The organism is Kutzneria buriramensis (assembly GCF_003387475.1).
Classification (GTDB): Bacteria; Actinomycetota; Actinomycetes; order Mycobacteriales; family Pseudonocardiaceae; genus Kutzneria; species Kutzneria buriramensis.
Map to the genome: position 1 here is coordinate 236769 of NZ_QUNO01000015.1, position 26316 is coordinate 263084.

Annotated in this window: 24 protein-coding genes; 8 read left to right on the plus strand and 16 right to left on the minus strand. The window is 70.0% G+C overall.

Annotation, left to right across the window (positions count from 1 at the left end; all coding sequences use genetic code 11):
* The first annotated feature begins 72 nt into the window (after positions 1-72).
* Together BCF44_RS38070 and BCF44_RS38075 are read left to right on the plus strand one after the other, a co-directional pair.
* Positions 73-843 carry a DeoR/GlpR family DNA-binding transcription regulator gene (locus BCF44_RS38070; RefSeq protein WP_246016038.1) on the plus strand — a complete coding sequence of 257 codons (771 nt, stop codon included), beginning with the start codon at positions 73-75 and terminating at the stop codon, positions 841-843.
* Complete coding sequence (locus BCF44_RS38075; protein ID WP_116179339.1) at positions 843-2039, plus strand: MFS transporter; 1197 nt, start codon at positions 843-845, stop codon at positions 2037-2039. Before BCF44_RS38070 ends, BCF44_RS38075 begins: the two co-directional genes overlap by 1 nt.
* Here the strand turns inward: BCF44_RS38075 and BCF44_RS38080 are convergent.
* The 3 genes from BCF44_RS38080 to BCF44_RS38090 all read right to left on the minus strand — a co-directional run bounded on the left by BCF44_RS38080 (position 2015) and on the right by BCF44_RS38090 (position 5177).
* Positions 2015-3862, minus strand: coding sequence for a maleylacetate reductase and hydroxyquinol 1,2-dioxygenase domain-containing protein (locus BCF44_RS38080; protein WP_116179340.1), 1848 nt, complete (start codon positions 3860-3862; stop codon positions 2015-2017). The two genes, BCF44_RS38075 and BCF44_RS38080, sit on opposite strands and share 25 nt — an antisense overlap.
* A gap of 3 nt (positions 3863-3865) precedes the next feature.
* Positions 3866-4420 (minus strand): NADPH-dependent FMN reductase, encoded by a 555-nt coding sequence (locus tag BCF44_RS38085; protein WP_116179341.1) that lies wholly within the window; start codon positions 4418-4420, stop codon positions 3866-3868.
* A gap of 103 nt (positions 4421-4523) precedes the next feature.
* The gene (locus tag BCF44_RS38090; protein ID WP_170217962.1) at positions 4524-5177 is read right to left on the minus strand and encodes a class I SAM-dependent methyltransferase; all 654 of its coding nucleotides are present in this window, start codon (positions 5175-5177) and stop codon (positions 4524-4526) included.
* A gap of 73 nt (positions 5178-5250) precedes the next feature.
* Here BCF44_RS38090 and BCF44_RS38095 point away from each other — a divergent pair, with 73 nt between their 5' ends.
* Positions 5251-6192: an Lrp/AsnC family transcriptional regulator gene (locus BCF44_RS38095; RefSeq protein WP_246016039.1), complete on the plus strand. Its 942-nt coding sequence runs from the start codon at positions 5251-5253 to the stop codon at positions 6190-6192.
* Here the strand turns inward: BCF44_RS38095 and BCF44_RS38100 are convergent.
* On the minus strand, positions 6148-6699 hold the full coding sequence (locus tag BCF44_RS38100) for a TetR/AcrR family transcriptional regulator (protein WP_116179343.1): 552 nt from the start codon (positions 6697-6699) through the stop codon (positions 6148-6150). The genes BCF44_RS38095 and BCF44_RS38100 overlap by 45 nt on opposite strands.
* A gap of 83 nt (positions 6700-6782) precedes the next feature.
* Here BCF44_RS38100 and BCF44_RS38105 point away from each other — a divergent pair, with 83 nt between their 5' ends.
* The gene (locus BCF44_RS38105; RefSeq protein WP_116179344.1) at positions 6783-7202 is read left to right on the plus strand and encodes a nuclear transport factor 2 family protein; all 420 of its coding nucleotides are present in this window, start codon (positions 6783-6785) and stop codon (positions 7200-7202) included.
* Positions 7203-7212: 10 nt separating this feature from the next.
* Complete coding sequence (locus tag BCF44_RS38110; protein ID WP_211353402.1) at positions 7213-8475, plus strand: amidohydrolase; 1263 nt, start codon at positions 7213-7215, stop codon at positions 8473-8475.
* Positions 8476-8640: 165 nt separating this feature from the next.
* Here the strand turns inward: BCF44_RS38110 and BCF44_RS38115 are convergent, their stop codons facing one another.
* The 12 genes from BCF44_RS38115 to BCF44_RS38170 form a co-directional block, all read right to left on the minus strand.
* On the minus strand, positions 8641-8940 hold the full coding sequence (locus BCF44_RS38115; protein WP_116179345.1) for a hypothetical protein: 300 nt from the start codon (positions 8938-8940) through the stop codon (positions 8641-8643).
* Between the two features lie 21 nt (positions 8941-8961).
* On the minus strand, positions 8962-9453 hold the full coding sequence (locus BCF44_RS38120; RefSeq protein ID WP_116179346.1) for a hypothetical protein: 492 nt from the start codon (positions 9451-9453) through the stop codon (positions 8962-8964).
* Between the two features lie 162 nt (positions 9454-9615).
* Positions 9616-10983, minus strand: coding sequence for an aldehyde dehydrogenase family protein (locus BCF44_RS38125; protein WP_116179347.1), 1368 nt, complete (start codon positions 10981-10983; stop codon positions 9616-9618).
* 2 nt (positions 10984-10985) lie between these two features.
* Positions 10986-12044: an acyl-CoA synthetase family protein gene (locus tag BCF44_RS38130; protein WP_246016040.1), complete on the minus strand. Its 1059-nt coding sequence runs from the start codon at positions 12042-12044 to the stop codon at positions 10986-10988.
* Between the two features lie 93 nt (positions 12045-12137).
* Positions 12138-13559, minus strand: a complete 1422-nt coding sequence (locus BCF44_RS38135; RefSeq protein WP_116179348.1) for a sialidase family protein — start codon at positions 13557-13559, stop codon at positions 12138-12140.
* Between the two features lie 32 nt (positions 13560-13591).
* Positions 13592-14221: a YoaK family protein gene (locus BCF44_RS38140; RefSeq protein ID WP_170217963.1), complete on the minus strand. Its 630-nt coding sequence runs from the start codon at positions 14219-14221 to the stop codon at positions 13592-13594.
* A 180-nt stretch (positions 14222-14401) separates the two neighbouring features.
* On the minus strand, positions 14402-15745 hold the full coding sequence (locus BCF44_RS38145; protein WP_116179439.1) for a serine hydrolase domain-containing protein: 1344 nt from the start codon (positions 15743-15745) through the stop codon (positions 14402-14404).
* Positions 15746-15808: 63 nt separating this feature from the next.
* Positions 15809-17176: a chitinase gene (locus tag BCF44_RS38150; protein WP_116179350.1), complete on the minus strand. Its 1368-nt coding sequence runs from the start codon at positions 17174-17176 to the stop codon at positions 15809-15811.
* Positions 17173-18237: a glycoside hydrolase family 75 protein gene (locus BCF44_RS58730; RefSeq protein WP_116179351.1), complete on the minus strand. Its 1065-nt coding sequence runs from the start codon at positions 18235-18237 to the stop codon at positions 17173-17175. The genes BCF44_RS38150 and BCF44_RS58730 overlap by 4 nt, the downstream gene beginning before the upstream one ends.
* Positions 18237-19481 (minus strand): glycoside hydrolase family 16 protein, encoded by a 1245-nt coding sequence (locus BCF44_RS38160; RefSeq protein WP_116179352.1) that lies wholly within the window; start codon positions 19479-19481, stop codon positions 18237-18239. Before BCF44_RS38160 ends, BCF44_RS58730 begins: the two co-directional genes overlap by 1 nt.
* A 322-nt stretch (positions 19482-19803) precedes the next feature.
* A complete protein-coding gene (locus BCF44_RS38165) occupies positions 19804-20634 on the minus strand; it encodes a glycoside hydrolase family 16 protein (protein ID WP_116179353.1) in 831 nt (276 codons plus the stop codon).
* 275 nt (positions 20635-20909) lie between these two features.
* Entirely contained in the window at positions 20910-22136 is a 1227-nt protein-coding gene (locus BCF44_RS38170; RefSeq protein WP_116179354.1) for an ROK family protein, read from the minus strand.
* A 487-nt stretch (positions 22137-22623) separates the two neighbouring features.
* Here BCF44_RS38170 and BCF44_RS38175 point away from each other — a divergent pair, with 487 nt between their 5' ends.
* The 3 genes from BCF44_RS38175 to BCF44_RS38185 are packed head-to-tail and all read left to right on the plus strand — an operon-like array spanning position 22624 to position 26313.
* The gene (locus BCF44_RS38175) at positions 22624-24294 is read left to right on the plus strand and encodes an ABC transporter substrate-binding protein (RefSeq protein ID WP_116179355.1); all 1671 of its coding nucleotides are present in this window, start codon (positions 22624-22626) and stop codon (positions 24292-24294) included.
* A gap of 1 nt (position 24295) precedes the next feature.
* Positions 24296-25336 carry an ABC transporter ATP-binding protein gene (locus BCF44_RS38180; protein ID WP_116179356.1) on the plus strand — a complete coding sequence of 347 codons (1041 nt, stop codon included), beginning with the start codon at positions 24296-24298 and terminating at the stop codon, positions 25334-25336.
* Positions 25333-26313 carry an ABC transporter permease gene (locus tag BCF44_RS38185; protein WP_116179357.1) on the plus strand — a complete coding sequence of 327 codons (981 nt, stop codon included), beginning with the start codon at positions 25333-25335 and terminating at the stop codon, positions 26311-26313. Before BCF44_RS38180 ends, BCF44_RS38185 begins: the two co-directional genes overlap by 4 nt.
* Positions 26314-26316: the final 3 nt, after the last annotated feature.

Consider the following 26316-nt stretch of genomic DNA (forward strand, 5'->3'; position numbering starts at 1 on the left):
AAAAGCACAGGCGGCGTGACAGATCGAACAACGAACTTGTGCGAACGCTCAGGAGGTGCGAACATCCCAGGGGTGAGAGGAACTGAGCGCCATCGGCTGATCGTCGAACGGCTGCGGGACGCCGCGCAGGTGACCGTGGCCGAGCTGGCGGCGGAGACCGGCGCGTCGGAGATGACCGTGCGGCGGGACCTGGACGTCCTTGCCGCGCACGGCGTCCTGCGCCGCGTGCACGGCGGCGCGGTGCCGGCGATGCCGGCCGGGGTGGAGCCGCCGTTCGCGGCCCGCGCGGTGTCGTCGACGTCGGCGAAGCAGGCGATCGCCCGCGCCGCGGTCGAGCTGATCCGCGACGGCGAGACGATCGTGCTCGACAGCGGCACGACCGCCCTGGAGGTGGCCCGCCGGCTGCACGACCGCGCCGTCACGGTGATGCCGCTGTCGCTGCACGTCGTCACCGAACTCCTCGACGCGCCAAGGGTTCGGCTGCTGATCCCGGGCGGCGAGCCGCGGCCGGGCGAACTCGCCCTGGTCGGCCCGCTCGTGCTGGCGTCGCTGCGGCAGCTGCGCTTCGACGTCGCGGTGATCAGCCCCTGCGCGTTCAGCCTGGACGCCGGCGTGACGGCCTACGACCTGCCCGACGCCGAGGTCAAGCAGCAGGCGCTCGCGGTCGCCCATCGCAGCTTCGTGCTGGCCGACGGCGCGAAGTGGGACCGCGCCGCGCTGGCCCACGTCTGCCCGGCCGACCGAGCCGACGTCGTCGTCACGGACCCGACCGCCCCCGAGGACCAGCGCGCGGCGCTGGCCGACCGCGGCGTGCTGGTGCACGTTTCCCCCATGGAGCCTTGATGCGAGAACCCATGAGATTCCGGCTGGCCCGGTTCGCCACCTTCCTGATCTTCGGCATGAACGGCTTCGGCGTGGCCATGTGGCTGGTGCAGCTGCCGAACATCGAGCGCGCGATCGGCGTCCCGCACAGCGTGCTGGGCCTGCTGCTGCTCGTGCTCGGCGGCTCGGCGCTGATCGGCATGCAGGTCGTCGGCCGGCTGGCGGACCGGCTCGGCCCCCGCCGGCTGACCCCGTTCTTCCTGGCGGCGTTCGGCGTCACGCTCGCCGTGCCGGGCTGGCTGACCTCGTGGTGGGCGCTGGGCCTGGTGCTGGTCGTGATGGGCTTCGCCAACGGCGCGCTGGACGTGGCGATGAACGCCCACGCGGTGGTCGTGGAGCGCGGCTACGGCCGGCCGATCATGGCTTCGTTCCACGCGATGTGGTCGATCGGCGGCGCGATCGCCGCCGTCGTCGGCGCGGCCGTGCTGAACGCGAACGTGCCGACCGGCGTCTCGCTGGCCGGGGCCGGCCTGGTGTGCGTGCTGGCGGCGCTGCTCGGCGGCCGGTTCACCATCGACGCCGACCACCACCGCGCGCCCGAGGAAACCGTTGCCACGCCGGCGAAGCCGGCCCCGAACGCGCTGGTCTGGATCCTGGGCGGGCTGGCCTTCGCGTTCATGCTCTCCGAGGGCGTCGCCAACGACTGGGCCGCGTTGGAGCTCAAGGGCATTCTCAACGTCTCCAGCAGCGACGCCGCGCTCGGCTACGGCGCGTTCGCGGTGGCGATGACCGTCGGCCGGTTCGCCACTGACCGGGTGGCGGCGCTGGTCGGCGCGACCCGGGTGGTCCGCTACGGCGGCGCGATCGCCACCGTCGGCATCACCCTGGTGACGATCGCGCCGGCGCTTCCGGTGGCACTGCTGGGTTACGGCCTGTTCGGGCTCGGGCTGGCCGGCGGCGTGCCGCAGCTGTTCACCGCCGCCGGCAACCTCGACCACCGCTCGGCCGGCGCCCTGATGGCGCGGGTCGTCGGCCTCGGCTACGTCGGCCTGCTGGCCGGGCCGGCCGTCATCGGCGGCCTGACCCGGCTCGTCCCGCTGAACATCGCGTTCGTGGTGCCGATCGTGCTGTGCGCCCTGACGGTGGTGTTCGCCTCGGCGCTCAATCCCCGTGACGACAAGGAACTCGCGGATCAGCGGCCGATGCGGAACGTGTAGTCCAGCCGGCGCCAGCCGTCCGCCACCTCGCGCCCGGCGGGCGGCGCGCCCTCGCCGTGCCCGAACTCGACGATCAGGTCCTCCTTGACGCCGAACACCGTGTCGGAGTCGAGGTACAGGCCGCCCTTGACGAACAGCTGCGTGACCAGCGTGTGGAAACCGGGCGCGCCGATCATGAAGTGCACGTGCGGCGCGCGGTACGGGTGTCGGTCGGTGCCGTCGAGCATCTGCCCCACCGGACCGTCCTCGGGCACCGGGTACTCGTGCGGCAGGATGGTCCAGAACTCCAGCCTGCCCTCGTCGTCGGCGACGAACCGCGCCCGCAGCACCGGGCCGTCGAGGTCGGGCAGTTGCACGTCGTAGAAGCCGTCCTTGTTGGACTGCCACACATCCACGACCGCGCCCGGCACCGGTTTGCCGTCCGTGTCGGTGATCGCCGCGCTCACCCACAGCGGCTCGCCGTCGAGGCCGCCGGAGATGTCCGCGCCGCGGTCCATGGCCGGCGGACCCTCCACATAGAACGGTCCGAGCACCGCCGACGGCGTGGTCAGCGGGCTGCGCGAGTTGGTCAGCGCGTCGACCACGCTGGACACGCCGAGCGTGTCGGACAGCAGCACGAACTCCTTGCGCTTGTCGTCGCTGATCTGCCCGGTGCGGGTGAGGAAACCGATCGCGAACAGCCACTCCTGCTCGGTCAGGTCGTTGCTCACGGCGAAGTGGTGCAGGTGCCGCACCAGATCCGTGATCAGCTGCTTGAGGCGCGGGTCCGGGGTGTCGTCGAAGCTGGCGATCACCTGCGCGGTCAGCGCGCTCACGTCCGGCACGCCGTCCGGCCGCACGCCCGCCCAGGCGGCGCGCAGCACCGACGCCGGCTCGATACCGTCCAAAGAGGACTCGGTCAGACCCAGCTCCCGCAAGGAGGTCGGGCCGCCGAGCGACCGCACGAGGTCGAAGACGCCGGCGGCCGCGTCCGGCACGCCCAGCGCCTCGGCCACGCGCGCCAGCGCCTCCGGCGCCTCGTTCTGCTTGTACGCCATGACCTGCGGCAACATCACCGTGTGGGTCTCCGCGTGCGGCAGGTCGAACTGGCCGCCGAGCTGGTGGCAGAGCTTGTGGTGCAGGCCCATGCTGACCGCCGCCAGGCAGGAGCCCGCCAGCCACGCCGCCTCCAGCAGCTCGGCTCGAGCGTCCACATCGGACGGATTCGCCGCGACGGCCGGCAGCGCGCGGGCGATGCCCCGGATCGCTTGCAGCGCAACGGCGTCGACCGCCGGGTTGGCGTCCGGTGCGTACAGCGCCTCCACGGCGTGCGCCAGGGCGTTGACCGCGCTGGGCACGGTGATCGACACCGGCAGGTCCAGCGTCAGGTCGACGTCGTAGATCACGGTCTCCGGCAGGATGTCCGGCGACCGGCGGGTGGTCTTGCGGCCGTTCTCGGTCTCACCGAGCACCGGCGTGACCTCGGAGCCGGCGTAGGTGGTGGGCAGGATGACCTGCGGCACGCCGGTGCGCACCGCGAGCGCCTTGGCCAGCCCGGTGGTGGAGCCGCCGCCGACCGCGACCACGCAGTCCGCGGCGGCACCCTTCAGCACGTCCAGAGCCTGCGCGGTCACCTCGACCGGGGTGTGCATGCGCGCCCCGTCGAACCGTGCCACCACCAGGTCCCCGAGCGCCGCCGCGACCCGTTCGGCGTGCCGCGCGCGGGCGACGAGCAGCACCCGGGACCCGCCCAGGCGTCGCACCTCCTCCGCGACCGCGGTGACCGTGCCGGCGCCGAAGACGACCCTGGTGGGGGCGGGGGAGTGCACGAAACCGCGCGTCATGGCTCAGCCTCGGATCTGTTCGTGCAGCGCGGTCAGCAGGCCGCGCAGCATGTCGATGGTGGTCTCGTCGGTGATGTTGCCGGCCTCGTCGAACCGCTGGGCCGCGCCGAACAGCATCAGCTCGGGCTTGATCACGACGTGCGAGTGCGTCCACAGGAAGACCTGGCGCAGCGCCAGCTGCGCCCGCACGGTGCCGAACTGGCTGGGCGAGGCGCCCATGATGGCGATGTGCTTGTGCCGCAGCACGGAGCTCGCCGCCGGCCGGGACGCCCAGTCCAGCAGGTTCTTCAGACCGCCGGGGATGGAGTAGTTGTACTCCGGGGTGGCGATGAGCAGGCCGTCGGCGTCCGCGATGGCCAGCCGCAGCCGGGCGGCGACCTCGGGCAGGTTCTCGTCGTTGTCCAGGTCCTGGTTGTAGAGCGGCAGCTGACCCAGCTCCTCGTACAGCGAGATGCTCGTCCCCGACGGCGCGTGCTTCTGCGCGTTGCGCAGCAGCGCCGTGTTGAACGAGCCGGCGCGCAGGCTGCCGGAGATGCCGAGGATGTTCAGGTCGGTCACAGGGGCTCCTCACGGGTCGACGGATTCAGCTAAACGCTATCGGGAAGCCGATGCCAGCCCGCATCCCGCGGTCGACCCATTCGGAAAGTTTCGGTGTTCTGGATCACGTTCGCGTGGCGCGCACGACCCAGCAGGCCATCTCGGGCCGGTCCCGGTGCGGCAGCCCCTGCTGGTCGAACAGCGGGGCCATGGTCGCGCCGTCGGCGACCAGGGTCGACTCGCCCAGCTCCTCGATCGTCCAGCCGGTGGCCGACAACGGGTTTCGGACGTCCTTTTCGGACATTGACATCGGCGAGGCCAGGCCGTCGATCACCCGATCGGAGAACACGATGAGGTGCATGACGCCGCCGGGCCGGGTGGCGCGGTGCACGGCGTGGAGGTGGGGAATCCGGTCGGCCGGGGCCAAACAGTGCAGGAGAGCACAGCTCAGCACCGTGTCGAAGGCCTCGGTCGGGCCGGGCAGGGTGATCGCGTCGGTCACGGAGAACCGGATCCCGCTGTCCGGAAAGCGTTTGCGGGCAAGGTCGATGCCGGTCGGGCTGCTGTCCACCGCCGTCACCGGCAGGCCCTGGGCCGCGACGAACGCCGCGTTGTCGCCGAGGCCGCAGCCCACGTCGAGGACGTCGCCGCGGAAGTCGAGGCCGGTGATCGACGGCTGCGGCGCGGCGATGTCCCACGGAATGCCGCCGAAGGGGATCGGCCCGTTGATGGTCTTGCCCTGGTAGAGGGTTTCGTAGTCGGCGTAGTCGAGCTGCATGGGGCCGAGTCTGCATCGTTGCCGGCGCAATCGCCGGTCGTGAGCTCGCATTCCGGCACTAGAGTTGCCTGATGTGACGGAATCTGTCGTTCTGGACGGCATTGACCGCGGACTCCTGCACGCGCTCCAGCTCGACGGCCGCGTGCCGTTCAGCCGGGTCGCCGACGTGCTCGGCGTGTCCGAGACGACCGTCGCCCGCCGGTACAAGCGGCTGCGGGCCGTCGCCGCGCTGCGGGTGGTCGGCGTGGCCAACGGCGTGCTGTTCGGCCGCACCGCCTGGACGCTGCGCCTGCGCTGCACGCCGGATGTCGCGATGCCGCTGGCCAAGGCCTTGGCGAAGCGTCCGGACATCTTCTGGGTGCACGTGATGTCCGGCGGCGCGGAGATCTCCTGCCACGCGCAGCTGGCACCCGGCGAGGAGTCGATCCTGCTGGAGAAACTGCCGCGGGCCAGCCGGGTCCTCGACGTCAGCGCGCATTCGGTGCTGAACGCCTTCACGCTGCCGTCGGACTGGTCCAGGCTGCGGTGCCTGGACGACGATCAGGTGGCTTCCTTGCGACCGGAAGAACCAAGGCCTGCCCGAACAGAGGTCGACGCCGCCGATCTGACCCTGCTGGCGTTGCTGGCCGTCGACGGCCGGGCCTCGTGCGCGGAGCTGGCGGCACAGGCGCGGCTGTCCGAGTCGACCGTGCGCCGACGACTGGATCTGTTGCGGCACAATGGCGTCGTTTCATACCAAGTGGACATTCCGGCGGCGGTGCTCGGTTTCGGCACGCAAGCCCGGCTGTACCTGACGGTGCCGCCGCACGCGCTGGTCGATGTCGGCAAACGCCTTGCCCGGCACGAGGAGACGTCGTTCGTGGCGGCGACGACCGGGCCGACCAACCTGGTCGCGGTGGTGGCCTGCCGGGACAGCGGCGACCTGTACCGGTACCTCACCGAGCGCGTCGCGCCGCTGCGGGCGATCACGTCACTGGAGACGGCGGTTCTCATGCGAACCGTGAAACAGGGCTAGCAACCCTTCGGCGGCGCGGCGGGCCTGATGCGCGGGCTCGGCCGTGCCGGTGATCGCCGCCATGGTGATCGCGCCCTCGGCGAGCAGCGTGAGCTGGTCGCCGAGTTCCTGGTCGTCGGCCAGATCCCTGAACAGGCCCCGAAAAGCCTCCTTGTGCCGGCGGGCGATGGTGGCGACGGCCAGCGACGCGGTGCCCAGCTCACCGTAGGCGTTGACGAAGGCGCAGCCCCGGAAGTCCGGCTCGGCGAACCACTCGGCCAGCCAGTCGAAGACGGCCAGCACGGGGTTGTCGGCATTGATCGCGTGCGCGGTCACGGCGTTCATCCAGCGCGCGTCGCGGGCGAGCAGGTACTCCTCGACGAGCCGGTCCTTGGACGGGAACAGCTGGTACAGGCGCTTGAGCGAGACGCCGGCGGCCGTGCGCACCTCGTCCATGCCCACCTGCTGCACGCCCCGCTCGTAGAACAGCGCCTCCGCCTTCTCGAGGACGTCCGCGCGCTCGACCATCCGCCGCCACCCTTGCGTAGAGAACCATCGTTCTCCTAGGGTAGCCCGGAGAACGACCGTTCTCCACCTTGAAGGAGTCGACCATGACCGACCAGCGACCGCCGCTGCCGCCGTTCACCGAGGAGACCGCCCGCGCGAAGGTGCAGGCCGCCGAGGACGCGTGGAACACCCGCGACCCCGACCGGGTGGCGATGGCCTACACCGAGGACTCGGAATGGCGGAACCGGGACGTGTTCCTCAAGGGGCGCGACGAGATCCGCGAGTTCCTCCGGCAGAAATGGGCGAGGGAGCAGGAATACCGGCTGCGCAAGGAACTGTGGGCCTTCACCGGCAACCGGATCTCGGTGCGCTTCGAGTACGAGTCGCGTGACGAGTCGGGCCAGTGGTGGCGCAGCTACGGCAACGAGCAGTGGGAATTCGACGAGAATGGCCTCATGGCGCGGCGCTACGCCAGCATCAACGACCTGAAGATCACCTCAGGGGAACGCAGAATCGCTCTGTAGTGTGCGAAGCATGACCTCGGCGCGCGAGAACGTGATGAAGGGCCTTGACGACGTCCGGTCCGGTCTCGAAGACCTGTACCGGGACCTGCACGCCCACCCGGAGCTGGGGTACCAGGAGCATCGCACCGCCGCCGAGGTCGCGCGCCGCGTCGAGGGCGCCGGCTACGAGGTCACCACGGGCGTCGGCCGCACCGGCGTAGTGGCCGTGCTGCGCAACGGACCCGGGCCGACCGTGTTGCTGCGCGCGGACATGGACGCGCTGCCGGTCGAGGAGCAGACCGACCTGCCGTACCGGTCGACCGTCGACGGCGTGATGCACGCGTGCGGGCACGACATGCACACCACCTGCCTGATCGGCGCGCTGGACCTGCTCGCCCGCGGCCGGGACCAGTGGTCCGGCACCATCCTCGGCGTCTTCCAGCCGGCAGAGGAGGTCGTCTCGGGCGCCGTGGCGATGCTCGAGGACGGCCTGTACGAGCGGTTCGGGAAGCCAGACATCACGCTCGGGCAGCACCTCGCGCCGCTGCCGGCCGGCTGGCTCGGCTGCCACCCCGGGCCGGCTTTCGCCGCCACCGACACGGTCGAGGTGCGGCTGCACGGCAAGGGCGGGCACGGCTCGCGGCCGGAGACCACCGTCGACCCGGTGGTCCTGGCGGCGTCCACCGTGCTGCGGCTCCAGACCATCGTCTCCCGCGAGGTGTCGGCCAAGGACCACGCGGTGGTCACCGTCGGCACCATCCACGGCGGCACCCGGGACAACATCATCCCCGAGCACGTGGACCTGGGCGTGAACGTGCGCGCCTTCGACGAGCAGGTGCGCGCGCGGGTGTTGGCGGCGATCGAGCGGATCGTGCGCGGCGAGGCGGCCACCGCCGGCGCGCCCGAGCCGGAGATCAGCCTGAGCAACGCCACCCCGGTGCTGGTCAACGACGAGGCCGCGATGGAGCGCACCAAGGCGGCGCTGGCCGAGGCGTTCCCGGTGATCGTCGATCCCGGGCTGGTCACCGGCAGCGAGGACTTCGGCCACTTCGGCACCGCCGCCGGCGTGCCCACCTGCTACTGGCTGTTCGGCGGCATCGACCAGGACACCTTCCTGGCCGCCTACACCGGTGGCACCTTCGACCGGGACATCCCGTCCAACCACTCTCCCCGGTTCGCGCCGCTGGTCCAGCCCACCCTGGACGGCGGCGTCACGGCACTGGTGACCGGTGCGCTGGCGTGGCTGGCTCCGGCTGCTGCTCCTTCTTCCTGGGTTCCCCCAGGGCGACCCTGATCCGGCCGTCCGGCAGCGTCACCCAGTGCAGGCCGCTGGCCGCGGCCAGCTGGTCGAAGATCGGAGTGCCTGGCGACATCAGCGTGACTCCTCCCCGTGCTGATGTCTGCCTACCAAACTCGGCGGGGCCCCGAGCGCGAAACTACCCCCACGGGGGTAACCCGATCAGGCTCTTTCCACGCGCCAGTACTGGCGGGCGGCCGGCGCGGCCACCGGCTCGTTCTCCGCGAACTCCTTGAAGCGCAGCAGGATTCCGGCGGGCGTGGTGTCCGGATCGGCGCGCAGCACCAGTCTGGTGGTGTGCGTGTCGACGTAGTGGAACGTGACGCGTCCGCCGGGCCAGGCGACCAGCTCGCCCTCGCGCTGGGCGGTCACCGGGCGCGGCGAGGAGCTGTAACAGGTCCACTGCTCGAAGGCCGTGCGCAGCGGCACCGCGAGCTCGACCGTCTCCTCGAAGGTGTTCATCAGGGGCGCTTCCTTCTCGTTCTAGCCGGCCGACGAGTCGACCAGCCAGTCCGGCGCCCGGGCGCCGCCCTCCCGACAGGCCGTCAGCAGATCGGTGGTCCACAGCAGCAGGTGCATCAGGGCGACGGTGTCCTCCTCCGGATCGTGCCGGTCGAACACCAGGTCCAGTTGGATGTCGGCGGCCTGCTCGTCGGCGTTGACCAGGGCCATCACCGCGCGGAAGCTGGCCCGCAGCGGCGGGTCGATATCGTCGATCGGGATCTCGTTGCCCTCGGTGTCGCCGAGCTGCATCTTGATCGGTGCACCATCGCTGACCTGCGTGCACAGGGACTTCAACATGTCCGCCGAGGCGTCGGCCAGCACGTCCGCGGCCTCGCGGGGACTGTGGTCGGCGCCCCGGTACAGCGCCGTCAACGCGTCCAGCGCGCCGTCCGGGTCCGACGCCTGCATCCGGTCCACCGCGGTGCGCACCAGCAGCCGCACCATGCCGTCCTTGCGGGGGTGCTCGTCCATCTGTCCTCCCCTCATCACGCCGGGGATTACCCGTTCCGGTTGATCTCAATCCTCCGACTGCCGGATCTGGGGATTTCCCTGGTCATGCCCGCACCCCCGCGAGTCCCGCCCAGCGTCAGGGCGAATGCCGGGTTCGGGCAGATTCGACGCCCGAGTCTCAGTTCAGTTGCGCCTGAGACGTGCATTCGGTGTGCCCCAGAGCGCGACTCGCGGGGGTGAGACGAAGGAGGTGGTGCGCATGAGGAAGTCGGGGAGGTAGGAGTCGTGGGGGAGATGGGGGTGGACGTAGGTGGTGGGGCGGTTGCCGAGGTAGAGGTTGGAGATGGTGGGGTCCGCGGCGAGGGAGGCGATGAGGGAGTCGTCGCGGGTGACGGCGGTGAGGACGAGGGTGTGGCGCAGGGGAGCCAGGCCGTCGGAGGAGCGGTGCCAAGGGGCGACCCAGGCGCACGGGAAGGGGAGCTCGGCGCCGAGTTGGGGGCAGGAGGCGGACGGGAGCAGGTGCAGGGTGGGGCGGAGCACTGCGGAGCCGTCGCCGAGGTCGGTGACGAGCTGGGAGGCGCCGAGCAGCGGGCGGGTGCCGGCGGCCCGTACGGCGAGGTGGTCGCGAAGGGCCAGGGCGGCGTCGAGGGGGTAGCGGGGCAGCACGGAGTCGGGGAGGGCGGCGAGCCGGGTGGCGAGGGCGGACGCGAGGGGCGCGGGGTCGCCTTCGATCAGCACGCCGGTGGCGTTGATGCAGCCGACACCGCCGTGGTGGGCGATGGACGACACGATCATGTCGAGCACGGGCGCCCAGTCGGAGTCGGCGGTGACGAGGATCTTGCTGCGCCCCGGCCCCTGCGGTAGCACGCGGGGATCGCCGGCGTACTTGGCGATCACCGAGTCGCCGCCGTACACCATGCCGAGGTCGGCGCACCGCAGGATCTCGTCGGCGACGTCGTGCGCACACGGCAGCAGCACAACGTGGTCGTCGCCGAAGCCGGCGGCCCGCAGCGCGCAGATCAGCCGGTACGGGGTGAACGGCTCCCGGCGGGAAGGCCGCACGGCGACCCGGTAGCCGAGCGCAAGCGCTTGCAGCCACAGGGAATGCACGGCGGGATGGTTGCCGGCGGCATGCACGGCGAACACGTTGCCACGGCGCGTCCACAGCCCACCGACGTCCACAGCGGACAGGGACTCGGCGGCGCCGGCGGGGCGGGCCCGTTGGGCGGCCTCGTAAGCGGTGCGACAGGCGTCGGAGATCGTGGCGGCGGCGGCCTCCACGTCGGCCATCGGTAACCCCGAAACCCGGCTCACCAGCGCCACATACTCCGACGACTCCGCGGCGAACAGCGAACCGGCGGCGTCCAAGGCCTCCAACCGGGCCGCCAAGGGCAGGGAAGAAGCCCGCCCCAAAACCGCCATGGTGCGAGTGACGAACAGCCGCGGGACCAGGCTCACCGTCGCGACCTCGGCGCCGGTGACGTCGGCGATCACCAGCTGGTTCCGCGTCCGATACGGACCCGACGGGCCGAGGGCGTCCACAGTGAGCATCGTCAGTACACGCCCTCGACCACGGCCTCGTCGCCGAACACCTGCACCGGCGCCAGATCCGCGAGCGAATCGCCGGGCTGACCGGGCAGCGCCGGCACACGGATGGCGGTGTCCCGCTCCAGATTGTTGGGCAGCAGCATGGACTTGCTGACGTGACTGGTCACGACCTGCCCGCGCACCCCGTACGGCACCGGTTCCAGCGAGACCGGGTCCACCACCGAGAACGTGATGTACGGGCCGAAGCCGTCGAAAGTGGGCAGCTCGGTGTCGCCGAGCCGCTGGCTCGCGCCGCCCATGATCATGGTGCTGCCGTACACGCCGTGCAGCGGAATGCCCGGGAACACCTCGTTGCGGAACAGGTCGTGGGTGTCGGTGTCCATGTGCGCCCCACCCCACATGATCAGCCGCACGTTCTCGGTGATCGCCGCGAGCAGGTCGTCCCGGCGCGCCAACCGCTCCAGCAGCGGCGGCGTGGTCATCAGCACGCCGATCTCTTGGCTCAGCAGCACCTGTGAGGCTTGCTCGACAAGATGGTCGATGTACGCCTCGGCCTGGGCCTGCTGCCCGGAGACGATGAGCCGGCGCACCCAGCGCGGATCCAGGTCGATGTTGAACATCAGGCCCCGCCGCGCCCGGGCGGCCATCCCGATGAAGTGCCCTACGGCGTGCGGGCCGGTCGGCAGCATTCCCAGCCAGTTCAGGCCGAGCGGCACGCCGAGCCGGTCCAGCGGCTCCAGCATGTGCGTGATCATCCGCTGCAGCCAGTCGTCCAGGAACACCACCCGCTTGGGCGCCCCGGTGGTGCCGCCGCTGTCGTACACGCCGACGATCTCGGCGGAATCCCCGTAGCCGCGCGGGATCAGCTGCTCGGGCCGCACGTGCCGGAGCTCGTCGACGACGTTCGGGAACAGCCGGAGGTCGGCCACCGACCGCACGTCGACCCGCGGATCGAAGCCCAGCGACGACGCCTGCGCGAGCCAGAACGGCGATCCGGTGGCCGGGTCGAAGTGCCACCGCATCGCGCCGCGGATGAACTCGTCAGCATCGTCGCTGTCCCACACGTGACGAACATAACCCGACGTCAGCGCCCGCGGAGTACACCTTCCGGGTGGACCGCGGGACCCCGCGGGCGGCTGCCGTTCGGGCCAAGGGCGCTATCCGACGGTGAAGACGATGTCGGTGCGGTTGTCGGGCTGCCCGCTGTTGGTCTTCGCGAACACCGACACGAAGCACGGCCCGGCGGCGGCCATGCCGTGGAAGTCGCCGACGTAGTATTGGCCGGCGTTGACGACCGGCGCCGCCGTGATGTCGAACGGGCCGGCCAACTTGCTTGTGCGCCAGGAGGTTCCGTTGGCGGAGGTGGCCAGCCAGTAGCTCGTGCCGGTGCTGTCGAGCTGGTAGTAGGTGACGCCGACGACGCCGTCGGAATTGACCGCCACCGCCGGCATGAACTGCTGCGCCGGCGAGGATCCGACCGGAACCGGCGCGGACCAGGTGGCGCCGCCGTCGGTGGAGGTGGCCAGCACGGCGCCGTCGTGATCGCCGGCGAACTGCGAACCCTGCCACACCGCACGGAGTTCACCGTGCGGGCCGGCGGCCAGCTGCCCGAAGATGTCGTGCCCGTCGCGGACGCCCTTGCCGCCCGGCTCGGTGGTGCCGACGGACTTGACCGGCCCGACGACCGTCGGCGCGGACCACGTCTCGCCGTGGTCGGCGGAGCGGATCGACTGCCAGGACTGGTCGTAGCTGCCGTCCGGCTTGAGTTGGTAGTACGAGAAGAACGCGACCAGGTTGCCCTGTGTTGAACTGCCATGGGTTGAACTGCCTTGGGTTGAACTGTCTAGGGTTGAATTGCCTTGGGCGGTGGCCAGCCGGACGCCGGAGACGCCGTTGCCGGCGCCGAAGTCCACGACCTTGCGCGGCTCGCCCCACGTCGCGCCGCCGTCGGCGCTGTGCGCCAGGTAGATCGGCGCGGTGCCGTCGTTCAGGTTGATCCGGTCCCACGCCACGTAGACGTCGCGGCCGGTGGCGTAGATCGCCGGCAGGTCGTTCCAGATGTTCGAGGTGTCGCCGGTGCCCTCGCGGATGATCGTCGTCGGCGCGCCCCAGCTGCGGCCGCCGTCGCCGGACTTCACCACCAGCAGCGCGTGATCACCCTGCGGCGTGACGGTGTTCATGCTCAGCGAGACCAGGAAGACCATGCCGTTCGGGGCGATGGTCACCTGGGTGTCGGTGGCGCGGTCGAAGCCGCCGCCGGCGCAGGTGGACACCGCCGGTGTGGCCCGCGTCCAGGTGCGGCCGCCGTCGAAGGTGGCGGCGGTGACCAGGCCGTGGCCGCCGACGCCCGACCACCGGTCGGTCTGCCAGGCGCTCACCATGTGCGCCGGGTTGCGCGGGTCGACCGCGATGTCCGGCTGCACCTCGGCGTTCGGGTAGTTGGTGCCGACCGGGTCCTTGTGGTCGCAGCCCGCCGGGTACGGGCTGGGCGCGGAGATCACTGTGGACGGCGTGGCGGCGTAGGCGGTCGGGGCCAGCAGCAGTAAGCCGGCCATGGCCGTGACCAGGTACTTTTTCATGTAGTTCCCCCCTGCTCGGTGCCGCCGGCACCCTAACCCGGCGGCCGCTCGTCAAGGAAGAAAAGGCCCAAACCAGTCACGATCAGCAGCGCCGCGCCCCAGGCCGCCATGTTGCCGACCAGCTCCGCGACCAGCGCGCCGACGCCCGCGCCGACGAGGAACGACAACACGACCAGACCGAAGGCGCGGGCCTGCGTGGCGGCCTCGGCGTCGCGCCGGAAGACGGCGCGGTACGTGGCGCGGGCGGCGGTCCGGAGGTTGCCGGTGGTCATCGTGGTGTTCACCGACCACTCGCGGACCGTGCCGAATGTTGCGTTCTGCAAGGCGGCGACGAAGGCCACCGCCAGCACCACGGCCGAGCCGGCGAACCAGGTGGGGATCGCGCCCACCACCAGGAGAACGGCGATCTCGATCACCAGCGCGACCCGGATCGGGCGGCGCATCAGGGGCGCCACGCGGGGGTGGGTGAGCGTCTCGGCGGCGGCCACGCCCAGCACGAAGGCGATCAGCGGCGGCACGTGCCGCAGCGCGCCGGCGGCGTCCCCGTGCGCGGCGGCGACGCCCAGCAGCACCACGTTGCCGGTCTGGGCGTTCGCGAACACGCCGCCGTGGGCGACGAACGTGAACGCGTCGAGGAAGCCGCCGGCGATGCCGAGCAGCACGATGAGACGCAGTGTCTTGGCAGTGATTACGTAATCCTGCCGCGCGTTCCGCGCGGGGCGAGGTCGCTCCAAGGCCGGTCTCTTCCCTTGCGTTGTGTCGATCGATGGAAAGACTCGATCGACGCAACGCCGCGGTCCAGAGACCGGCGCGACCTCGCGGGCCTTGCCATCTGCCGATACCTATCTTGGCGGACAGACACGAAGAGCGCTTGCCCTGCCGCAGAAGTGGAGGTACGGCGAGCCGTCGGCCAGCTGGTAGAAGGACACCGGCAGCCAGTGGTCGCTGCCGGTCAGCGGCACCAGGTACACATCCGGCTCCAGGGCGACCATCGGCAGGTCCTCCACCGGATCCGACACGTACTCCGCGAGCTTGCCCAGGGTGGTCACCCGCAGGATCGGCCCGCCGTCCCCGATCAGCACCTCGATCCGCTGCCCGGCCCGCTCGTACACGCCGACGTAGTCGGTGGGCAGCAGCCCCAGCGGCTCCGCCGGCGGCACCGGCTGCCGGGCCATGTCGACGCCGACCTCCGCGAAGATCTCCCGGAAGAGGTCCTCGTACAAGTGAGGGGTCCGCCGGTTGGTGAGCAGCGCCACCGCCAACCCCTGCGACGGCAGCAGCACGAGGTGCGCCTGCTGGCCGATGGTCGAGCCGTCGTGTCCGATCAGGCACTGCCCGTCCCACACCAGCCGCGCCCAGCCCAGGCCCCACGTCTCGGCGAGCGAGTACTTGGCGTCCACTTGAACCTGTTCGGCCTGCATCTGTTCCAGTGACGACGTTGTCAGGAGTCCCCCGCCGCCGTCGAGGTGCAGTCGAGCGAACGTCATCAGGTCCGAGACGGTGGACGCGATGAGTCCCGCGGGGCCGATGGAACGCGGAAGCTGCCACTGCCGCACGGGAATCGTCCTACCATCCTCAACCATGTGCCCCACCGCGGTGGAGCGCAGCAGCGCGTCCTCCGGCAGGGTGAGGGTGTCGGCCAGCCCCAGCGGATCGAACACCAGCTCGCGCATGGCGGCGTCCCACACCTGCCCGGTCACCTGCTCGATCGCCCGCCCGGCCAGGCTGAATCCCGAGTTGCAGTACGACCAGGTGGCGCCGAGCGGGGAGTTCTGGGCCACGTCGGCGAGCTGGTCGACGTAGCGGGCGATGCAGTCGTCGCCGCGGCCGGTGTCGACGAACACGTCGCCGTCGATGCCACTCGTGTGGGTGAGTAGGTGACGAAGGCTCACCCGATCGGTCACGTCCCGGTCGCCCAGGGCGAGTTCCGGCAGCACCGCCGACACGGGCTTGTCGAGGTCCAGCCGGCCATCCTGAACCAGCCGCATGACCGCGGTGGTGACGAAGACCTTCGTGATGGACCCCAGGTGGAACACGGAATCCGGTCTGACCGGCGCGCCGGTCCGGCAGTTGAGCACGCCGGTCGCGGCGACCCCGGTCCAGGACGGGGAGGAGATCCCCAGTACCGCGCCCGGCACGCCGTGCCGCCGGGCCAGTTCGTCGAGCCTGCTCTGCCAGTGCTCCATACGCTGCACCGGAAGGAGCATACGGACGGCGCGGGTTCCCCCGCGCCGTCCTGTCAGGTCACTTCACCCCTGGTATTGCGCAAATGTCCTGGTGAAGTCCCAGGCGTTCTGCGACACCCCCGAACATGTGTCGTCGTTCGGGTAGGCGCCGGGGCACGGCCGGTCCCGGTTGGTCGCCCAGTAGGTGAACCGGCCCAGGTGGTGCTGGTTGGCGTAGGCCAGCATGGCCTGTGCGTTGGCCACCGACACGATCTCGCTGTTGTCGGTGATGCCGTTCATCGAGGACAGCCCGCTGTGCCGGTAGGCGACGTCGTCGCTGTAGTGGTACGCGTCGCGCACCGCCCGCTCCAGGCCGTCGGTGGCCTGCGCGGTCAGTCGTCCCATGTCCTGGCCGGCGCCGCCGAAGTCGAACGGCATGATCGTCCACACGTCCACGGTCAGCCCGGAGTTGGCCGCGCGGGTGATCAGGTCGTTGCCCGGGCCGTTCTGGCCGCTGCCGAGGGTGATGTACTCGACGATGCCCGGGTTGTTCGCCTTGACGATCTTCAGCGCGTCCACCAGCCGCTGCTGGATGGTGGTGTTGCCGTAGATGTCGCCCTCGAAGTCGAGGTCGATCGCCTTCAGGCCGTAGGTGTTGATCACCTTCTGGTACGCGCCGGCCAGGTCGCCCGCGTTGTTGCAGGACGCCTCGAGCTTGTTGCCCTCGGCGCCGCCGAACGACGGCACCACGTCGCCGCCGGCCGACCGGATGGTGTTGATGGTGTTCTGGTCCACGCCGCCGGTCAGCGGCCGGCCGCCGTCCCACATCGGGTTGCAGTACCCGTTGTTGAGCACGAAGGCCATCGTGAACCACTTGACGCCGGTGGCGCTCATGACCGTGCGCGGGTCCGGCGGGTTGCCCCAGCCGTTGAAGTAGTACGGCGCGACGGCCATCGCCCCGTTCGGCGGCGGAGGCGGCGGCGGGGGAGTGGTGCCGCCCGACGTCGACCAGGTCTGGTTGGGCGAGCCGGCGCAGGTCCAGATCTGGAGCGGAGTCCCGTTGGCGGAGCTGTTGTTGGTGGCGTCCAGGCACTTGCCCAGGGCGCGGATCGAGCCGTCGGAGCCGACCGTCCACTGCTGCGCCGCGGTGCCGTTGCAGTCCCACAGCTGCACCCTGGTGCCGTCGGCCGGGTTCGCGCCGGCCACGTCCAGGCACTTGCCCAGCGCCTGGATGCTGCCGTCGCCGCCGACGGTCCACTGCTGGGCGGTGGTGCCGTTGCAGTCGTAGAGCTGCACGGCGGTGCCGTTGGTGTTGTTGGCGCCGGCGACGTCGACGCACTTGCCGCCGAGGCCGGTGATCGCGCCGGTGGCCGCCGAGGCGACGCCCGGCAGGACCGCCATCGCGGCCACGCCCAGCGCGCCGGTCAGCAGCGCCACGGACTTCCTGATCATGCGACCGTCCACTTCTGGTTCGCGGAGCCGGCGCAGTCCCAGATCTGGAGCCGGGTTCCGTTGGCGGAGCTGTTGTTGGTGGCGTCCAGGCACTTGCCCAGGGCACGGACGGTGCCGTCGCCGGGGCGCGACCAGTTCTGCGCGGCGCTGCCGTTGCAGTCCCAGAGCTGGATCTTGGTGCCGTTGGCGGGATTCGCGCCGGCGACGTCGAGGCACTTGCCGAGGGCCTTGATCGTGCCGTCGGAGCCGGCGGTCCACTGCTGGGCGGTGGTGCCGTTGCAGTCGTAGAGCTGCACGGCGGTGCCGTTGGTGTTGTTGGCGCCCGCGACGTCCACGCACTTGCCGCCGAGGCCGGTGATCGTGCCACCCGGAGGCGGCGGGGGCGGGTTGCCGCCACCGACGAACTGATTGGCGAGCTGCTGGCCCAGCGAGACGGCGCTGGCATGGCTCTCGATCGGGTTCACCTGGGAGTGCGGGAACACGATGTAGGTGACGCCGCTGTCGGTGCCGCCGTTGCGCGGGTCGGGGTTGATGCCCAGCGACTGCGCGGTGGCGTAGGAGGATTCTCCGATGATGCCGGTCGGACCGGTGTCGCCGACGACCGCGTAGGTCACCTGGTTGTTGTAGATCACCGCGACCACCGCGCCGCCGTCGATGCCGGCCGTGCGGTAGTCCCAGGTGGGCGACGGGCTCGGCAGCACGATGTAGGGCAGCTTCGCGGCGTCCAGCGGCTGGTCCGTGGACGTGTGGAAAGCGGTGTCCGGGTAGAAGCAGCAGTCGGTCTGCTCGTTGCACTGCGCGGTGCGCTGGCCGTCGCAGTCGACGTCCATGTCCGCCTTGAAGAAGACGGCGCCATTGGCCTGGCACACCGGGATCGTGGCCGCCTGGCCCTCGTCGGTGGCGTACTTGCCGTTGGAGATCTGCTGGCAGTTGGTGACCTTCGCGAGCAGCTGGCTCGCGGACGGGCCGCCCGGGTCGGCGGCCAACGCCTGCGGGGCGCCGGCGAAACTGGTCAGCGCCAACAGGAAGCCGGCGAGAACGGTCAGGAGTCGTCTTCTCATCAGCTGTTCACCGTCCACTTCTGGTTGGCGCCGCCGGAGCAGTCCCAGATCTGCAGCCGGGTGCCGTTGGCCGAGCTGTTCCCACTGGCGTCGAGGCACTTGTTGGCCTGGACGTTGACGATGTCGTTGGCCGCGGACACGGCCCAGTTCTGCGCGCCGGACCCGTTGCAGTCGTAGAGCTGGACGACGGTGCCGTTCGTGGTGGCGCCGCCGGAGACGTCCAGGCACTTGCCCAGGGCGCGGATGGTGCCGTCACCAGGATGCGACCACTGCTGGGCGCTGGTGCCGTTGCAGTCGTAGAGCTGCACGGCGGTGCCGTTGGCGTTGTTGGCGCCGGCCACGTCCACGCACTTGCCGCCGAGGCCGGTGATCGTGCCGCCGCCGCCCGGCGGGGGACCGTTGTCGCTGGTGGTCACGTGCACGTAGTCGACGACGAGCTTGGCCGGGAACTGCGTGTTGCCGTCCGGGTTGCCGGGCCAGTAGCCGCCGACGGCCAGGTTCATGATGATGAAGAACGGGTGGTCGAACACCCAGCGGTTGCCGTTGATGTCGGCCGGAGTCCTTGTCTCGTAGGCGTTTCCGTCCACGGACCAGGTGATCCTGTTGGGCGACCAGTCGACGGCGAAGGTGTGGAATCCGTCGGCGAAGGCCTGGCCGTTCGGCAGCGTGTAGCCGGCGCCGACGCCGTTCGCGCCCGAGTAGCCGGGGCCGTGGATGGTGCCGTGCACCGAGCCCGGCTCGAAACCGACGTTCTCCATCACGTCGATCTCGCCGCTGTTCGGCCAGCCCACGTTCGGGTCGCCGATGTTGTCGCCCAGCATCCAGAACGCCGGCCACATGCCCTGGCCGCGCGGCAGCTGCATGCGCGTCTCGAAGTGGCCGTAGGCCTGGGTGAAGCGCTGCGCGGTGTTCAGCCGGGCGGAGGTGTACTGGCAGTATCCGTACCAGCAGTTGTTGTTGCCGGGGTTCTCCCGCTTGGCGGTGATCACCAGGTGGCCCTGGCCGTCCAGCGCGGCGTTGTTCGAGCCGGCCGTGTACCACTCGAGTTCGTGGTTGTTGACGTTGTCGCCGGTCTCGTAGCTCCACTTGCCGCCATCGGCGGGACTGCCGGCCGGGCCGTCGAAGTCGTCGCTGAAGGTGGTGGCCAGCGGCGCGGCGGGCGCCGCCGACGCCGTCAGTCCGAACGGGACGATGGTGCTGGCCGCCAGGACGGCGGCGAGCACGAGGTTGCGTTTTCTGCGCATGATTGAGGTCTCGCCTCTCGGGGGTACGGGGGGGGTTCGCACCGCAGGAGGCACCGGCCGGGCGGCGGATCCCGGCTGTTGGTGCGGCGGTTTTGCCTGCAGGGTGGGGAATTCGGTTTCGGCAGGGGTGGAAAGCCAACGGGCACAGGGGATCGATCCGGTGGCGCATCGAGTATCGGAGGGATGCGCCGGATTTGGCAATGGCCTGGCGGGGAGTTTGTTCAAGACTAGGAACAAGTCCCGCGACGTCAAGATCAACTAGGGCGCGCGGCGGCCCGCCCGGCGCGGATCACGCCGGGCGGGACCGGAAAACCCTTATATGTCAGCCAGTGGTGACGTGTACATAGTCCACGACGAGCTTGGCCGGGAACGGCGTGCTGCCGTTCGGGTCGCCCGGCCAGTAGCCGCCGACCGCCAGGTTCAGGATGATGTAGAACGGGTGGTTGAACGCCCACTGGCTGCCGTGCACGTCCGCGGGAGTCCTGGTCTCGTAGGCATGTCCGTCCACCGACCACGTGATCTTGTTCGGCGACCAGTCCACCGCGTAGGTGTGGAAGCCGTCGCCGAACACCGGCCCGTTGTAGGCGGCGCCGATGCCGTTGGAACCCGAGTAGCCCGGCCCGTGGATGGTGCCGTGCACGGTGTTCGGCTCCTTGCCGATGTTCTCCATGATGTCGATCTCGCCGCAGCTGGGCCAGCCGACGCTGCCGATGTTGGTGCCGAGCATCCAGAACGCCGGCCACATGCCCTGGCCCTTGGGGATCTGCATGCGGGCCTCGACGTGGCCGTACTGGCCGCTGAACTTGTTCTGGGTCGTCAGGCGGGCCGAGGTGTACTGGCACGGGCCGTACCAGCAGTTGTGGCCGCCCTCCTTCTTGGCGGTGATCACCAGGTGGCCCTGGCCGTCCAGCGCGCCGTTGGCCGCGCCGGACGTGTACCACTCGCGTTCGTGGTTGTTGACATTGTCGCCGGTCTCGTAGTTCCACCGGCTGCCGTTGGCGGCACTGCCGGCGGCGCCGTTGAAGTCCTCGGTGAAGGACGCGGCCGTCGGCGCGGCGTCGCTGGACGTGGTCGCCGTGGCGCAGGTGAGAACCGCCAGGGCGGCGGCCGCGACGGCGGCCGTTACCCGGCGGGATCGGGCAAGTGACGTCATTGTCGCCTCCAGGTCGAACTCACCGACTGTCGTAGGAGGCGGCGGCCGCCCACCGAGGGTGAGTGGCCCACGACAAGTCGTGCAGGGTTCAGCCACCCTAGCGAACGGACATACTTCACGGCTAGATGCAAGTCATGACGAATCCCCGCGAGTCGCGCTCTGGGACACACCGAATGTAAGCCTGGGGCAGAATTGAGCCGCCAGGCTCAGATCCGCCTGAAACCTACATTCGGTGTGTCTGTGAGCGCGACTCGCGGGGGTTGGCCGGGGTGGGGTCAGGCGACGCTGCGGGGGGATTCGCGGGGGTCGCCGCCGGCGTCCAGGAGGGCGGCGACCGGCAAGGTGGCGGCGCCGACGGCTACGGCGTCGGGGCCGAGTTTGCACATCTCTATCGAGGTTTGCTCATACGGGTGGCGCAGGGCGTGGTCGGCGGTGGAGCGCTTGACCGCTTCCAGCCACTGCTCGCCCAGGGCCAGCCCGGCCCAGCCGCCCATCACGATGCGCTCCGGGTTGAACAGGTTGATCAGGTTGGCGATGCCGGCGCCGACGTAGCCGGCGGTCTCGTCGAGCACCCTGGCGGCGGTCTTGGACGTGTCGGCGGCGGCGATCAGCGCGGCCAGCGCGGCCTGCTCGTCGGTGTCGACGACGCCCCGCCCGCCGCGGGCCTTGCGGTAGCGGTCGAGGATGCCCTCCGCGCCGGCGTACGCCTCCAGGCAGCCCCGCGCCCCGCAGCGGCACTGCCGCCCGCCGTACACGATGGTGGTGTGCCCCCATTCGCCGGCGCTGCTGCTGTAGCCGGCGTAGGTCTGGCCGTCGGTGATCACGGCCGCGCCGACGCCGGAGCCGACGAGCACGATCACCGCGTGGCGCGCGCCCCGGCCGGCGCCGAACCACATCTCGGCCTGGCCCTGCGTCTTGGCTCCGTTGTCCAGGAACAGCGGCAGCCGGATGCCCTGGTCGCGCAGCATCGTCGGCAGCGGCACGGCGTCCCAGCCGATGGTCTGGGCGTGCACCAGCGTGCGGGTGCCCTTCTCCACGGTCCCCGGCACGCCGATGCCCACGCCCAGCACGCTGCTCTCGGTGACGCCGGCGGCCTCGATCACCTCGCGCAGGCCGTCGGCGGTGCGCGCGACCACCTCGGCCGGGTCGGGCTCCACCGAGTTCAGCTGGTGGTCCACGGCGGCCAGCCGGGTCATCGCCAGGTCGAACAGCTCCACCTTGACGCCGGTCTCGCCGACGTCGATGCCGACCACGTGGGCGTACTTGGGGTCGACCCGCAGCAGCACCCGGGGCCGCCCGCCGTCGGACTCCACCAGGCCCGCCTCCACGATCAGCCGATCCTCGACCAGCTCGGCGGTCACGTTGCTGACGGTGGCGGCCGACAGCCCGGTGAGCTGGCTCAGCTCGTGCCGGCTCAGCGGCCCGTCGAAGAACAGCTTCGACAGCAGCGTGGACCTGTTGTGGCGGCGAAGATCGCGAACCGTGGTGCGCTTTGGTTCCATGGGGTGCCCATCGACGGTGGGGACGTCTGCGTGACAGGATGCCGGACCGACTAAGTTAGCGCCATAATTTAACATCGCAACTAACCCTGGTCGGGTGAACCTGGCGGGGTTCCGGTCGGCGCGCACGTCCGTGTGGTGTCTCGGCAGCGAGGCTAGCCCACGAGTTCACATCTGCGGACGTTTGAGCCCGTGTGACTGGCGGTTCGTCGCCACCCGCCACCCGTCGCGGTGACCGAACGGCCATCGAAGTCGACACGCACGGTACTGACATCGTAGCGCTCGGTGCGACTAGGCTGCCGGATGTCGTCAACCGGGACGGGCGAGCGGCCGCCCCAGCCTGGGTTTTTGTTCAAGGCTTAAATTTAGGGTTAATTTTGTGACCGCGCCGTTATTGACGTGAGCTGTGACACGCAGGTTGACTCTGCCGCAACACGCGCCGCGTCGGCGGCGCCCGGTCCCACCTCCTCGCAGACGACAAGGAGGACCCATGCGCGTCAGTCGCAGAGTGGTCTTCGCCGTAGCCGGCAGCATCATGGCGGCCTCCGCCCTCACCGCGTGCGGTGGCGGCTCGACCGCGAAGGGCAACGCGGACGGCGTGCTCAAGGTCGGCATGCCCAACGGTCCCCAGACCGACAACAACAACCCGTTCCTGTCCTCGTCGGCGGGCGCGTCGCTGGGATACCGGCGGATGATCTTCGAGCCGCTGACCATGTGGAACTCGGCCAAGCCGGCCGACAAGGCCAAGCCGTGGCTGGCCACCGACTGGTCCTGGTCGGCCGACTACAAGACGCTGAACCTGACCACGCGCGACAACGTGAAGTGGTCGGACGGCCAGGCGTTCTCCGCCGACGACGTGGCCTACACGTTCAACCTGCTGAAGTCCACGCCGGCGCTGAACAACAACGGCATCAAGTTCGGCGACATCACGGCCTCGGGCACGAACAAGCTGACCGTGACCTTCCCGACGCCGCAGTTCGTCAACCAGGTCAAGATCCTGTCGGACATCCCGATCGTGGCCAAGCACCAGTGGTCCTCGATCTCCGACCCGGCGACCGACCCGGTGAAGCAGCCGGTCGGCACCGGCCCGTACACGCTGAAGTCCTTCACGCCGCAGACGGTGACGCTGGACGTGCGCGACTCCTACTGGCAGGACCTGCCGAAGGTGAAGGAGATCCAGTACACCTCCTACACCGACAACAACGCGCAGACCACCGCGCTGGCCACCGGCGCCTGCGAGTGGAGCTTCGTGTTCATCCCGAACTACAAGGCCGTCTACACCAGCAAGGACCCGGCGCACTACCAGATCTACTTCCCGCCGAGCCTGGGCGTGCACGGCCTGTGGTTCAACACCACCAAGGCGCCCTACGACGACCCGACGCTGCGCCAGGCGATCAGCATGGTGATCAACCGGGACGACATCTTCAACCAGGGCGAGGCCGGCTACTTCTACCCGGCGGTCACCAGCCCCACCGGCATCCCGACGCCGGCCGGCGAGTCCTTCATCGCGCCGGACTACAAGGGCCAGACCGTGAAGGTCGACGTGGCCGGGGCCAAGGCCAAGCTCACCGCGGCCGGCTACACCTACGACGGCAACACGCTCAAGGACAAGACCGGCAAGCCGGTCACGCTGAACCTGAGCGACCCGGCCGGCTGGTCCGACTACCAGACCGACCTGGAGATCATCAAGGACAACGTGTCCAAGATCGGCATCACCGCCACGGTGGACAAGGCCAACCAGGACACCTGGACCAAGGACATCGACACCGGCACGTTCGACTCCGCGATGCACTGGACCGACTCCGGCGCCACCCCGTACCAGATGTTCGCCAGCATCATGGACGGCGCGCTGTACAAGCCGGTCGGCACGCCGGGCGTGAACGGCAACTACGGCCGCTTCCAGAACCAGCAGGCCACCGACGCGCTCAACACCTACGTCAACGCGACGGACGACGCGACGCGCGCCACCGCGCTCAACCAGATCCAGAAGATCATGGTCGAGCAGCAGCCGATGATCCCGACCTCGGCGGCCAACGTGGGCGGCGAGTACAGCACCAAGAACTGGGTCGGCTGGCCGTCCACCAGCGACGAGTACGCTCCCGGGCAGCCCACCCTGATCAACGCCGAAGACATCGTTCTGCACCTGAGGCCGGCCTCCTGAGATGACTGACAAGACCGGTGAGGTCGTCCTGGAAGTAGACGGTCTCAGCAAGCACTTCCCGGTGCGAAGGAAAGGCCGGGAGCTACTGACCCGCAAGGCACGCAGCGTGCACGCGGTCGACGACGTCAGCCTCACGCTGCGCCGCGGCCGGGTGACGGCGATGGTGGGCGAGTCCGGTTCGGGCAAGTCCACCGTCGCCAGGCTGCTGGCCCAGCTGCACAAGCCCACCTCGGGCGAGATCCGGCTGCACGGCAAGCCGGTCGACACCAGAGGCGGGCGCCGGTTCCGGAGCTACGTCCGGCAGGTGCAGATGATCTTCCAGGACCCCTTCGGCTCCTTGAACCCCGTGCACACGGTGCGTTACCACCTCTCGAGGTCGCTGCGCATCCACGGCAACACAGGCGGGAATCTCGAGGAGGCGCTGCGTGAGCTGCTGACCCGGGTGCAGCTCACGCCGCCGGAGCGCTACATCGACAAGTTCCCGCACGAGCTGTCCGGCGGGCAGCGCCAGCGCGTGGCCATCGCCCGCGCGCTCGGGGCCAACCCCGAGGCGCTGCTCGCCGACGAGCCGGTGTCCATGTTGGACGTCTCCATCCGGCTCGGCGTGCTGAACCTGTTGCGAGACCTGAAGGAACGCCTGAACCTGGCGATCCTGTACATCACGCACGACATCGCGTCGGCGCGCTACTTCGCCGACGAGACGCTGGTCATGTACGCGGGCCGGGTGGTGGAGGGCGGCGACAGCGAGACCGTCACCCAGAACCCGGCCCACCCCTACACCCAGCTGCTGATCGACTCCGCTCCCGACCCCGACCGGCCCGCCCGGGCCGACGAGGTCGGGGGCGAGCCGCCCAGCCTGATCCGGCCGCCGGCCGGCTGCCGGTTCAACCCGCGCTGCCCGCACGTGATGGAGCGGTGCAAGACGGATCTGCCGCCGCGGCTGGAGATCGGCGACACGCCCGGCCACTGGGCCGCCTGCTGGCTCTACGCCGAGGGCGTCGCGAAGCCGGCGCCGGTGGCGACCGGGGAGGCGGCCGGATGAGCTACCTCCTCAAGCGCATCGCGTTCTACATCTTCACCGCGTGGGCCGCGATCACCATCAACTTCTTCGTGCCGCGGCTGATCCCGGGCGACCCGGTGCAGGCGCTGATCTCCAAGGAGCGCGGCCAGCTCAACGCCGACGCCGTCCACTCGCTGTACGTCCTGTTCGGACTGGACAAGCAGCAGCCCCTGTGGCAGCAGTACCTCGACTACTGGGGCCAGCTGCTGCACGGCGACCTCGGGCTGTCGTTCACGTTCTTCCCGTCCCCGGTGTCCGAGGTGATCAGCTCCAGCCTGCCGTGGACGCTCGCGCTGGTCGGCATCACCACCGTGTGCAGCTTCCTGCTCGGCACCGGCCTCGGCGTGCTCGCCGGCTGGCGCCGCGGCAGCTGGGTCGACCTGGTGCTGCCGGTGACCACCTTCCTGTCCTCGGTGCCGTACTTCTGGTTCGGCCTGATCATGATCGAGCTGCTGGCCGGCCCGGACAGCATCTTCCCGTCCTCGGGCGGCTACGACCCGGGCGTGACGCCCGGCTGGGACATCGACTTCATCGGCAGCGCGGTGCAGCACAGCCTGCTGCCGGCGCTGACCATCCTGATCTCGTCGATGAGCGGCTGGATCCTGTCCATGCGCAACATGATGGTGACGGTGTCCTCCGAGGACTACATCACCGTCGCGCACGCCAAGGGCCTGTCCGACCGGCGCGTGATGCTCGGCTACGCCGCGCGCAACGCGCTGCTGCCGAACGTCTCCGGTTTCGCGCTGTCGCTGGGCCTGATCGTCGGCGGCACGCTGCTGGTGGAGATCGTGTTCTCCTACCCGGGCGTGGGCTTCCAGCTGTTCCAGGCGGTCGGCGCCAAGGACTACCCGCTGATGCAGGGCATCTTCCTGATCATCACGCTGTCCGTGCTAGCCGCCAACTTCATCGCCGACCTGGCCTACCTGGTGCTCGACCCGCGCACCCGCAAGGAGGGCTGAGCC

Excerpts from the sequence above, each read along its gene's own strand:
- BCF44_RS38075 (WP_116179339.1), top strand. The coding sequence starts at position 843 with ATGCGAGAACCCATGAGATTCCGGCTGGCCCGGTTCGCCACCTTCCTG.
- BCF44_RS38080 (WP_116179340.1), bottom strand. The coding sequence starts at position 3,862 with ATGACGCGCGGTTTCGTGCACTCCCCCGCCCCCACCAGGGTCGTCTTC.
- BCF44_RS38090 (WP_170217962.1), bottom strand. The coding sequence starts at position 5,177 with ATGCAGCTCGACTACGCCGACTACGAAACCCTCTACCAGGGCAAGACC.
- BCF44_RS38100 (WP_116179343.1), bottom strand. The coding sequence starts at position 6,699 with ATGGTCGAGCGCGCGGACGTCCTCGAGAAGGCGGAGGCGCTGTTCTAC.
- BCF44_RS38105 (WP_116179344.1), top strand. The coding sequence starts at position 6,783 with ATGACCGACCAGCGACCGCCGCTGCCGCCGTTCACCGAGGAGACCGCC.
- BCF44_RS38110 (WP_211353402.1), top strand. The coding sequence starts at position 7,213 with ATGACCTCGGCGCGCGAGAACGTGATGAAGGGCCTTGACGACGTCCGG.
- BCF44_RS38115 (WP_116179345.1), bottom strand. The coding sequence starts at position 8,940 with ATGAACACCTTCGAGGAGACGGTCGAGCTCGCGGTGCCGCTGCGCACG.
- BCF44_RS38120 (WP_116179346.1), bottom strand. The coding sequence starts at position 9,453 with ATGGACGAGCACCCCCGCAAGGACGGCATGGTGCGGCTGCTGGTGCGC.
- BCF44_RS38125 (WP_116179347.1), bottom strand. The coding sequence starts at position 10,983 with ATGCTCACTGTGGACGCCCTCGGCCCGTCGGGTCCGTATCGGACGCGG.
- BCF44_RS38135 (WP_116179348.1), bottom strand. The coding sequence starts at position 13,559 with ATGAAAAAGTACCTGGTCACGGCCATGGCCGGCTTACTGCTGCTGGCC.
- BCF44_RS38145 (WP_116179439.1), bottom strand. The coding sequence starts at position 15,745 with ATGGAGCACTGGCAGAGCAGGCTCGACGAACTGGCCCGGCGGCACGGC.
- BCF44_RS38150 (WP_116179350.1), bottom strand. The coding sequence starts at position 17,176 with ATGATCAGGAAGTCCGTGGCGCTGCTGACCGGCGCGCTGGGCGTGGCC.
- BCF44_RS58730 (WP_116179351.1), bottom strand. The coding sequence starts at position 18,237 with ATGAGAAGACGACTCCTGACCGTTCTCGCCGGCTTCCTGTTGGCGCTG.
- BCF44_RS38160 (WP_116179352.1), bottom strand. The coding sequence starts at position 19,481 with ATGCGCAGAAAACGCAACCTCGTGCTCGCCGCCGTCCTGGCGGCCAGC.
- BCF44_RS38165 (WP_116179353.1), bottom strand. The coding sequence starts at position 20,634 with ATGACGTCACTTGCCCGATCCCGCCGGGTAACGGCCGCCGTCGCGGCC.
- BCF44_RS38170 (WP_116179354.1), bottom strand. The coding sequence starts at position 22,136 with ATGGAACCAAAGCGCACCACGGTTCGCGATCTTCGCCGCCACAACAGG.
- BCF44_RS38175 (WP_116179355.1), top strand. The coding sequence starts at position 22,624 with ATGCGCGTCAGTCGCAGAGTGGTCTTCGCCGTAGCCGGCAGCATCATG.
- BCF44_RS38180 (WP_116179356.1), top strand. The coding sequence starts at position 24,296 with ATGACTGACAAGACCGGTGAGGTCGTCCTGGAAGTAGACGGTCTCAGC.
- BCF44_RS38185 (WP_116179357.1), top strand. The coding sequence starts at position 25,333 with ATGAGCTACCTCCTCAAGCGCATCGCGTTCTACATCTTCACCGCGTGG.